This window comes from Calothrix sp. CBUCES-K 9914 (assembly GCF_059640475.1).
The window spans coordinates 29437-41019 of sequence record NZ_JBXXZH010000063.1; the positions used below are offsets into that span (position 1 = coordinate 29437).

4 protein-coding genes are annotated in these 11583 nt (G+C 37.9%); all 4 read left to right on the forward strand.

Translation table 11 applies throughout. The features are described from left to right. Positions 1–220: 220 nt before the first annotated feature. The gene (locus AC2JBO_RS16305; RefSeq protein ID WP_496954701.1) at positions 221–5584 is read left to right on the forward strand and encodes an amino acid adenylation domain-containing protein; all 5364 of its coding nucleotides are present in this window, start codon (positions 221–223) and stop codon (positions 5582–5584) included. 37 nt (positions 5585–5621) lie between these two features. Continuing rightward, positions 5622–6482 (forward strand): TauD/TfdA family dioxygenase, encoded by an 861-nt coding sequence (locus tag AC2JBO_RS16310; protein ID WP_496954702.1) that lies wholly within the window; start codon positions 5622–5624, stop codon positions 6480–6482. 107 nt (positions 6483–6589) lie between these two features. Next, complete coding sequence (locus AC2JBO_RS16315; RefSeq protein WP_496954704.1) at positions 6590–11203, forward strand: type I polyketide synthase; 4614 nt, start codon at positions 6590–6592, stop codon at positions 11201–11203. Positions 11204–11233: 30 nt separating this feature from the next. Further along, the coding region (locus AC2JBO_RS16320) for an LLM class flavin-dependent oxidoreductase (RefSeq protein WP_496954703.1) at positions 11234–11583 on the forward strand (350 nt) is incomplete at its 3' end.

Here is an 11583-nt window from a genome sequence, read left to right on the forward strand (position 1 = left end):
AAATACACATTTGCCAAAAGTATAATACATACCGATATTATCAGTATTGCTAAAGCCGTTAATTATTGTTAGGTTGATTAGAGTTAAGTGAAAATAAGTTGCAATAAAATAACGAGCGTTAACTCTGCTTACAGCTACTAGTTAGCATTTAGGTGGTGTTAGTGGTTAGCAGGACTAATTATCAAAGGTCAAAATCTACGTTAATCAAGTGAGTATAGAGATGAATAAATCTTCTTATTGCTTTATTGAAGCTCACTTCAATTGTTCTACGGTTGTTGAAATTTTGCGTTTTAGAAGTGCCACGCAACCAAATCAAGCAGCTTTCAGCTTGTTGCTAGATGGTGAAACAGAACAAACGAGGTTAACGTATCAAGAATTAGATCAGCTTGCTCGTAGAGTAGCTGCTCATTTGCAAGAGCTAGGTTTAACAGGGAAACAAGCTTTACTACTATATCCAGCAGGACTTGATTTTATTGTTGGTTATTTAGGTTGCTTATATGCAGGAGTTGTTGCTGTGACTGCATATCCTCCGAAAAACGAGCGCAACACACCAAGAATTAAGGCAATTTCAAAAGATGCACAAGCAGCTATAGCTCTGACCACAACAGAAATTTTACCTACAGTACGGTCTTTAATGACTCAAAGTGCTGGTCTAGAAACTTTGCGCTGGTTGACTACGGACAATCTTGCTGTTGGACTAGAAGATAGTTGGCAAGAAGCGTCTATTGATAGCGATACTATAGCTTTTCTGCAATATACCTCTGGTTCTACAGGGATACCCAAAGGTGTAATGATTAGTCATGGAAACTTAATACACAATGCTGCCACAACTTACCAATTCATGGAGCATTCTTCAGAAAGTAAGTTTATAACGTGGTTGCCGAGTTACCATGATATGGGTCTAATTGGTGGAATTTTACAACCTTTGTACGGAGGCTTTCCTTGTATTATGATGCCTCCAACAGCCTTTCTCCAACGACCATATCGTTGGTTACAAGCAATTTCCCGCTATAAAGGCACAACAAGCGGTGGTCCTAACTTCGCCTATGATTTATGTGTGCAAAAAATCACATCCGAACAAAAAGCAACTCTAGATTTAAGTAGTTGGAGTGTCGCTTTCAACGGCGCCGAGCCGATTCGATATGATACTTTAGAGCGATTTGCAGAAACTTTTGCAGAGTGTGGCTTCCGTAAAGAGGCATTTTACCCTTGTTACGGAATGGCAGAATCAACTCTGATGATTACCGGAGTTCAGAAAGCTTCTCCTCCAACTATTAAAATATTTGATAAAGCAGCTTTAGAAGCTAATCAAGTAGTTACAGCATATGTGAAAAATAATAACTTGTCTCATTTAGTAGGTTGTGGTCAAAGTATACCACAACAAAAAATAGTAATCGCCAATCCCGAAACGTTAAGTACCTGTCAACCTAATGAAGTTGGGGAGATTTGGGCATCTGGTCTAAGTGTGGGAAAAGGTTACTGGAATCGTTCTCAAGAAACAGAGGAGATTTTCCATGCTTATTTATCAGATACAGGTGAAGGGCCTTTTTTGCGAACGGGTGATTTAGGCTTTTTAAATGAAGGCGAAATATTTATAACAGGTAGATTAAAAGATGTAATTATTATTCGCGGTCGCAATCTTTACCCACAAGATATTGAATTAACCGTAGAACGCAGTCACCCATCGTTGCGTCCTGGTGCTGGCGCCGCTTTTGTCGTAGAGCTTAACAATACTGAACAGCTAGTAGTTGTCCAAGAGTTGGAGTTCCGCGCTAAACCGAATGTTGATGAAGTTGCTGCTGCAATTCGTCAAGCAGTTACTGAACAACATGAAATAAAAGTCCACGCAGTAGTTTTAATTAAACCAGGTAGTATTCCGAAAACTTCTAGCGGTAAAATACAGCGTCGTGCAACAAAAGCAAAATTTCAGAAAGGTGAACTGGAAATAGTACATAGCAGCATTCTGGAGGCTATTGATTTTGTCGGAACAGAAATAAAAAACGCTTTAAAGCGTGAAAATCTTTTGGGGTTAACTCCATGCGAGTGTCAACTAATTTTAGAGTCCTATCTTATAAAGCAGGTGGCGCGCGTATTGTCGATACTACCTGATAAAATCGCTCAGGAGCAACCATTAAGCATCTTAGGACTCGATTCTTTAAAAGTTTTTGAATTAAAAAATCAGATTGAGAATGCCCTTAAAGTGACTGTATCAGTTGCAGACTTCTTTGAAGGTTTGACGATAACGCAGTTGGTAACAAAGATACTCGCTCAACTGACAACCGCAGCTTATATACCGTCTATCAATTCTACCCAAATCCAAAAAGGTACATTTCATCCTTTATCTTTTGCTCAACAGCGACTATGGTTCATTCATCAACTAGCTCCTGACACTCCTGTATATAACATACCTCTTGTTATTAATTTAACAGGACGGCTAAATACAAAAGTGCTGACACAAAGTTTAAATGAAATCATCAGGCGCCATGAAGTTTTAAGGACAAACTTTGTAGTAGTAGAGGGACAACCAGTTCAGGTTATTAATTCAGCTACAGCAATAAATCTGCCAATTGTAGATTTGCGAGAATTTTCGGATACGAAGCGCGCTGAAGAAGTGCAAAGCCACACTACAGAATTAGCTCAACAACCATTTAATTTATCCGACCAAGTACTTTTGCGTGGATTGCTCTTATGTTTAGCTGATAAAGAATACAAGCTGTTACTGACTCTGCATCATATTGTTGCAGATGCTTGGTCTGTTGGCATCCTTATCCGTGAACTAGCAGCACTGTATGAAGCATTCTCCAGTGAAAAAGCCTCTCCGCTTCCTGAATTGCCTGTTCAGTACATAACTTATACATATTGGCAGCAGCAATATTTACAGGGTGATACTATCCAATCTCTACTTGCATATTGGAAGCAGCAGTTGGACGGTCAACTTCCTATATTAAATCTACCAACTGACCGCCCACGATCGCCTGTTCAGACCTTTAAGGGCGCCCAAGCGAGATTAGTTATACCTCAAACCCTTACAGCAGCGCTGAAGAATTTGAGCGATCAAGAGGGTGTAACGTTATATATGACCCTGCTGGCGGCGTTTAAAACATTGCTTTACCGCTACACAGGGCAAACAGATATTTTAGTAGGTTCTCCGGTCGCTAATCGTAGTCGAACTGAGATAGAACCATTAATTGGATTTTTTGTCAATGTTTTAGTTCTACGTACAAATTTGAAAAGCGAACTCAGTTTTAGGGAATTGCTCGCACGAGTAAAACTAACAACCCTAGAAGCTTTTGTTCATCAAGACTTACCTTTTGGGAAATTAGTAGAGGAATTACAGCCAGAACGCAACCTGAGTTACAACCCTTTGTTTCAGGTGATGTTCGTTTTCCAAAATGTTCCGATACCAACACCAAAGTTATCAGAAATTTCAATAAATTGTGAGGAGGGTTATAGCGGTACTTCTAAGTTTGATTTGACTTTGTTTATGCATAAGCAAGAACAAGAGTTAGTCGCCACTTTAGAGTACAACACCGATTTGTTTGATACAGATACAATGAATCGGATGCTGGGACATTTTGCAACTTTACTCGAAGGTATCGTAGCAAATCCTGACCAGCATATAAATTATATGCCTTTATTGACAGCTTATGAGCATCATCAATTAACAGCTGAATGGAACAACACTAAGAAGAACTACCCACTCTGGGTTTGTATTCATCAATTATTTGAGCAGCAGGTCGAACGCACACCTGATAGTGTGGCATTGATATTTGAAAATCAGACGCTAACTTACCGCGAGTTGAACAATCAAGCAAATCAATTAGCGCATTATTTGCAAAGCCAAGGTGTAAAGCCAGATGTTATTGTTGGCATCTGTATGGAACGCTCGCTAGAAATGGTTGTGGCACTATTAGCCATTCTCAAAGCAGGTGGTGCTTACCTACCTCTCGATCCTGCATACCCCAAAGAGCGCTTGGGGTTCATGCTGGCAGATGCTCAAGTACTATTGTTGCTAACTCAACAACATTTAGTTAAAGAACTACCCCAACATCAAACTCAAATTGTCTTTTTAGATACTAGTTTAGATAGTAACTGTCAAGCTAGATATGCAAATTATAGCCAAGAAAACCCAGTTAATGATGTGAAGCTAGATAATCTCGCTTATGTCATTTATACTTCGGGTTCTACGGGGCAACCGAAGGGAGTGATGAATTCTCATCAAGGCTTGAGCAATCGCTTGCTTTGGATGCAAGACACTTATAAATTAAATGCTTGTGATCGAGTTTTGCAAAAAACTCCTTTCAGCTTTGATGTATCAGTGTGGGAGTTTTTCTGGCCTTTGTTTACGGGCGCGCGGTTAATTTTAGCGAAACCAGGTGGGCATCAAGATAGTAGTTATTTAGTCGAACTTATTGCTAAGGAGAAAATCACCACGCTTCATTTTGTCCCCTCAATGTTGCAAGTATTTTTGGAAGAGGCAGGACTAGAAAAATGTTGTAGTCTCAAAAATGTTTTCTGTAGTGGTGAGGCTCTTTTTGCTGACCTTCAGGAACGATTCTTTGCTCGTCTGGATACAGGACTGCACAATTTGTATGGTCCAACAGAAGCAGCTATTGATGTTACTTTTTGGAATTGCCAGCGCAACTGTCATCAAGGAATTGTTCCCATTGGTCGTCCAATTGCCAATATACAAACATATATCTTAGACAGGCATTTGCAACTTGTGCCAACTGGCGTAGCTGGCGAGTTGCATATAAGTGGTGTAGGATTAGCCAGAGGATACTTAAATCGTCCTGAATTAACTGAAGAAAAGTTTATTTCAAATTGCTTTAGTAATGAAGCAAATGCACGGTTGTACAAAACTGGTGACTTAGCTCGTTACCTACCGGATGGAAATATTGAGTATTTAGGGCGAATTGACCACCAAGTCAAGCTGAGAGGTTTCCGGATTGAACTGGGTGAAATTGAAGCAGTATTAGTCAAACATCCAGCAGTGCGAGAAGCCGTAGTTTTAGCACGAGAAGACAAACCAGGTGATAAACAACTGGTGGCTTACATCGTTGCTCATCAAGACCAGGCGCCAACAACCAGCAAACTACGAAATTACTTAAAACAATTGTTGCCAGAATACATGGCGCCTGCTGTTTTTATGCTGCTAGACGCTATGCCACTTTTGCCTAACGGAAAAATAGACCGTGGTAATTTACCTTTACCTGAAGGTTTACGTCCAACATTAACAACAACTTATCAAGCTCCTCAATCTCAGATTGAACAAGAGATAGCTAATGTTTGGCAAGAAGTACTACATCTGGATAAAGTAGGCATTCATGATAATTTCTTTGATCTCGGTGGTAATTCATTACTAATAGCTCAGGTTAATAATAAACTACGAATTAATTTAAATAAAGACTTATCTATTGTAGAATTATTTCAGAACCCAACCATTAATTCACTGACACAACATTTAGGTTCAAAGCCAGAAAAAATATCTGGTTTTAAAGAAATACGTGACCGAACTCAGAGGCAAAGGGAAGCATTTAGTAAACAAAAAAAAATTATGAATTACCCGAAAAAAAGTGTATAAAAAATTAAGTATTGAGTAAATATTTAAAGAATGTGCTATGAAAATGAAAGTAAAATCGCTAAAAACTAGTGCTGCCAAAGTAGTTACTAGTAATAATCATCAAAATATAATGGAATTGCCAAATCAAGAAATTTTAGAACTATTTAAGGCATATGGTTTGATTATTTTTCAAGGGTTTGGAGTTACTCATGAGCAAATGAAAGCTTTTTCAGCACAATTTAGTGATAAATACATCATAGACCCAACAAAAAACTATATTAATTCGCTTGATGGATTTTCAGTTCAAATTGCAGATGAAGGAACTCATCGTGTTCTTCCTCATTGTGAGAATGGTAGTTCCCCTTTTACATCTGATGTAATTTGGTTTTGCTGTGCTGTACCTGTAGAGGGTGGTGAAACATTATTCTGGAATGGTGTAGAAGTCTGGAATAAGTTAAGTGAGCAGGTAAAAGAAATATTTCTTTCAAAGAAAGTTAAGTATTGGCGTGATGTTACAGTCGAACAGTGGAAGTTATTTTTAGGACAAGATAGCACTATTGAAAATGTTAAGCACCTACTTGATAATACTGAAGGAGTAAATTATCAAGTAAATAACGATGAATCGATTTATTTAGAATATGTTTGCTCTGCTGTTAAAAAAACAAAATTTGATAATCAGCTTTCATTTAATAATTCAATATTAGAATACTTAGAGAAACAAAAAGTTTCTTTAGACGATGGTTCACCAATTCCTAATACAGTTATTGAGGAAATTAATACTGTTATAGATAAATTGACTGAAGCGATACCGTGGCAGACTGGTGATATGGCAATGATTGACAATTCAAAGTTTTTACACGGTCGTCCGGAATTTCAAGATAAAAAACGTTTAATTTATACTCTTCAAACTAATTTTTAAAATTAAATATTTGGTTAAAAATAATTAACAATAAATCAAATTTTTATGTATTTTCAACGATAAATTTAAATGAATACTACTAATTAAGCAAGGCGGAAATATAGATGATGGACAACTATAAAACTTATGATGATGAAATAGAAGGGATTGCTATTATAGGTATTGCCGGACGTTTTCCTGGTGCCAATACTATCGAGCAGTTTTGGAAAAATTTGCGTTCTGGAGTGGAATCTATTTCTAATTTTAAAGATGAAGAATTAATTGCTTATGGAATAGAACCAACATTATTAAATGACCCTAATTATATAAAAGCAGGCGCTGTTTTAAAAGATATTGATTTATTTGACGCTTCATTTTTTGACTTTAACCCTAAAGAAGCAGAAATGACTGACCCGCAACACCGATTGTTTTTAGAGTGTGCGTGGGAGGCACTGGAAAATGCTGGGTATGATTCCCAAAGGTGTAAAAGCCGTATTGGTGTATATGCAGGTGTTAGTTTAAATAACTATTTATCATTTAATATCAACCGCGACCAAATTGGTTCAGCTAACAGTTTTCAAAAGTTAATTGGTAACGATAAAGATTTTCTTACTACCCGTGTTTCTTATAAATTAAATCTTTCAGGCCCAAGTGTTACAGTTCAAACTGCTTGTTCCACTTCGTTAGTAGCAATAAATCTTGCTTGTCAAAGTTTATTAAATTACCAGTGTGATGTGGTATTAGCTGGTGGAGTTTCAATTCGAGTGCCGCAAAAAACAGGTTATTTATATCAAGAAGGGGGAATTTTATCTCCAGACGGTCATTGTCGCGCTTTTGATGCTAAAGCACGGGGAACGATTATTGGTAATGGTGTAGGAATCGTAACTTTAAAGCGTTTGGCAGATGCCATTGCTGAGGGTGATTATATATACGCTGTTATTAAAGGAACTGCTATCAATAATGACGGTTCTGGTAAAGTTGGTTACACAGCACCCAGCGTTAATGGTCAAGCGGAAGCTATCGCTGAAGCACTTGCATTCGCTGATGTTGAACCTGAAAGCATTAGCTACATTGAAGCACACGGTACTGGCACTAGTTTGGGCGATCCTATTGAAATTACTGCTTTAAGCAACGTTTTTCGCAACAGTACCAATAAAAAAGGTTTTTGTGCCATTGGTTCTGTGAAAACAAATATCGGTCATTTAGATGCTGCTGCTGGAGTAGCAGGGGTAATCAAAACTGCTCTAGCTCTCCAGCATAAATTAATACCACCAAGCTTGAATTTTGAGGCGCCCAATCCTGAGATTGATTTTGCTAATAGCCCTTTTTATGTCAATACAAAGCTTACAGAATGGCAAGTTTCTAAAACCCCGCGTCGTGCAGGTGTCAGTTCTTTAGGGATTGGTGGTACTAACGCTCATGTGATTTTAGAAGAGGCGCCTACACTGCCAAAGTCTAGTTCTTCTCGTCCTTGGCAGTTGTTACTGCTTTCTGCCAAAACTGAATCTGCCTTGGAAAATGCCACGAAAAATCTAGCTCAACATCTAACTCAACATCTTGAAGAAAACCTGGCAGATGTAGCTTATACATTGCAAGTAGGGCGTAGAGAATTTAATCATCGTCGAATGTTGGTATGTCAAAATATTGAAGATGCTGTAAGTCAATTAAATACTCAAGAACCACAAATTTTAACCCACTTTCAAGAACCAACAGAGCGTCCCATCGCCTTTATGTTCCCTGGACAAGGCGCCCAATATGTAGAAATGGGTAAAGAACTGTATCAAACAGAGGCAGTATTTCGCCAACAGGTGGATAGTTGCTGTTTAATACTAAAGCCTCACTTAGGAATTGATTTGCGCTCGCTATTGTACGAAAGTGGAGATGCAACAGAAGCGGCTGAACAACTCAAACAAACCAACATCACTCAACCAGCATTATTTGTAATAGAATATGCCTTGGCTCAGTTGTGGATATCGTGGGGAATTTCTCCAGGCGCCATGATTGGTCACAGTATTGGTGAGTATGTAGCAGCAACTCTTGCAGGTGTTATGTCTGTTGAAGATGCTTTAGGTTTGGTGGCAATCCGGGGACGACTGATGCAGCAACTACCAACGGGCGCAATGCTTTCTGTTGCACTTAAAGAGGAAGAAGTAAAAACTTTACTTCATCAGCAGTTATCTTTAGCCGCAAGCAACGCTCCCAATTTATGCGTAGTTTCAGGAAGTCATGAAACTGTAGACGCTTTTGAAGAGCAACTTAAACTCTTAGGTGTAGAATGTCGCCGCTTGCATACCTCCCATGCTTTTCATTCCCAAATGATGGCGCCTATATTAGAGCCATTTATTGCTGAAGTTGAAAAGGTAAAATTAAATACCCCAAAAATACCTTTTATTTCTAACGTCACGGGAACTTGGATAACAGCAGAAGAAGCAACAAATCCAAATTATTGGGCAACCCATTTATACTCCTGTGTTCGTTTTAGTGCAGGAATATCTCAGTTATTGCAAGAACCAAATCGTATTCTGTTAGAAGTTGGACCAGGACGTACTTTGTGTACACTAGCTAAACAACATTCGCATCAAGCAATAGGACAAGTAGTTTTACCTTCCTTACGTCATCCACTAGATGAACAATCAGATGTAGCTTTCATCCTTAATATTTTAGGTAGACTATGGTTGGCAGGAGTTGCAGTTAATTGGTCTGGTTTTTACACCGATGAACAACGTCACCGTGTTCCATTACCGACTTACCCATTTGAGCGTCAGCGTTATTGGATTGAATCTCAAGTAGAAGTAGAAAAACCCAGTCAAGTAGAAAGTAAGCTTGGTAAAAAGTCTAATGTTACTGACTGGTTTTACGTTCCTTCTTGGAAACAAGTTCCTCTAGTAGAAACCTCTGATATCACCTCTACTTGTTATCTAGTTTTCGTTGATGAATGTGGAATAGGCGCGCAAATTGCTCAAAATTTGCAACAAGTGGGACAAAATACGATATCAGTTTTGATAGGCGATAAATTTAGCCAAGTTAATAGTAAAACTTATACTATTAATCCTGAAAAACTTGATGACTATAACACCTTGTTCCAAGCTATTCGGCACCAGGGAGAAATGCCAACAGATATAATTCATTTGTGGAGTGTCACTAATTCTACACATGAATCGTTAGAAACTATTCAGAATTATGGTTTTTGGAGTTTAATTTACTTAGCTCAAGCACTAGGACAACAAAATATTAGTGAACCAACTAAAATCACAGTTATCAGCAATCATCTTTATGATGTAACTGGTAATGAAGAATTATCGCCAACAAAAGCTACGATTTTAGGACTTTGTAAAGTTATACCGCAAGAATATTCAGGTATAAAATGTCGTCATATTGATGTAGTAGTACCTAGCTCAGGAATCAAGAATCTAGTAGAACAATTGATTGCGGAATTTACAGCAAAATCACAGCAATCAATCATCGCTTATCGAGGTAATCATCGTTGGGTACAGGTATTTGAACCTATAGTATTAGAAATCAACAGCAAAACACGATTACGGCAAGAAGGAGTATACTTAATCACTGGTGGTATGGGAGGAGTAGGGCTAGAGCTTGGCAAATACCTTGCCCAGACGGTAAAAGCTAAACTTATCCTTGTTGGACGTTCAGAATTACTACAAAAAGAGTATTGGCATGAATGGCTAGCTACTCATGATACTTCTGATACTACTAGCCGCAAAATTCAAAAAGTTCAAGAATTAGAATCACTAGGAGCAAAAGTTTTAATCTTAACTGCTGATGTTACAAATCATGAGCAAATGCAATCAGTAGTTTCTAAATCTTTAGAACGATTTGGTGCAATTAATGGTCTCATTCATGCTGCTGGAGTAGCAGATATTGATATGATTCAATATAAATCATTAGAGAGAGGGAAAAATATTTCTGAGCCAAAGATTACAGGAACATTAGTACTCCATGATGTTCTCAAGAATATGAGTTTAGACTTTTGGGTACTTATCTCAAGCCTCAGTTCAATTTTAGGTGGATTTGCAGAAGTAGACTATTGCGCGGCCAATGCCTTCTTAGATGAATTTGCTCACTTTAATACCTGCAAAAATCATCAATTTACAGTAGCTATAAATTGGGATGCATGGAAAGAGGTGGGCATGGCTGTTAATCCTAATGTGCCAGATGAACTTAAAAAATTACGAAAAGAAACCATAAAAAATGGTATGTTATCTACAGAAGCGGTTGATGCGTTTAGCAGAATTTTAGGAAGTTCTCTTCCTCAAGTTATAGTTTCAACCCAAGATTTAAGTTATGTTATTGATAAAGTTAATAAGTTTATTTTATCAAATTCTCTTAATTCCACACTCGATACTCAGAATCAATCATTTAGTGTTAGACACTCACGAACTCTCAAAGAAAGTACTTATGTTGCTCCACGTAATGAAATTGAGCAAGGTATAGCAAATATTTGGCAAGACTTAATAGGGATTGATAAAGTAGGAATTTATGATAGTTTTTTTGAATTAGGTGGGCACTCTTTACTTGCTGTGCAAACAATTTCTCGGCTACGGGAAACGTTCCAAGTAGACTTGTCTCTACGGACTCTCTTGTTTGAAGCTTCAACTGTCGCTCAACTTGCTACTGTTATTACAGAAAAACAACCAAAGCTTGAAGAATTACACGATATAGAAGCGCTATTAGCGGAGGTAGAAAGTCTTTCACTTGATGAAATAAAACAACAACTGGTTTAATGAACTATTTGATAATTCTAATTACTAAACATGGAATTCAGCTTATTATATTTTTCCGGTAATGGGTCAACAAACCAAGTAGATAAGTATAATATCTTGCTTGAAACAGCCAAGTATGCTGACCAACATGGCTTCTCAGCAGTATGGACTCCTGAAAGACATTTTCATGCTTTTGGAGGATTGTATCCTAATCCGTCAGTAATCAGTGCGGCTTTAGCGATGGTAACTAAGAAAATTCAGTTACGTTCTGGTAGTGTAGTAATGCCACTACAACATCCCGCAAAAGTTGCTGAAGAATGGGCTGTAGTTGATAACCTCTCAAACGGTAGAGTCGGTATTTCTTTTGCATCTGGTTGGCACGCTGATGATTTTTTGTTAGC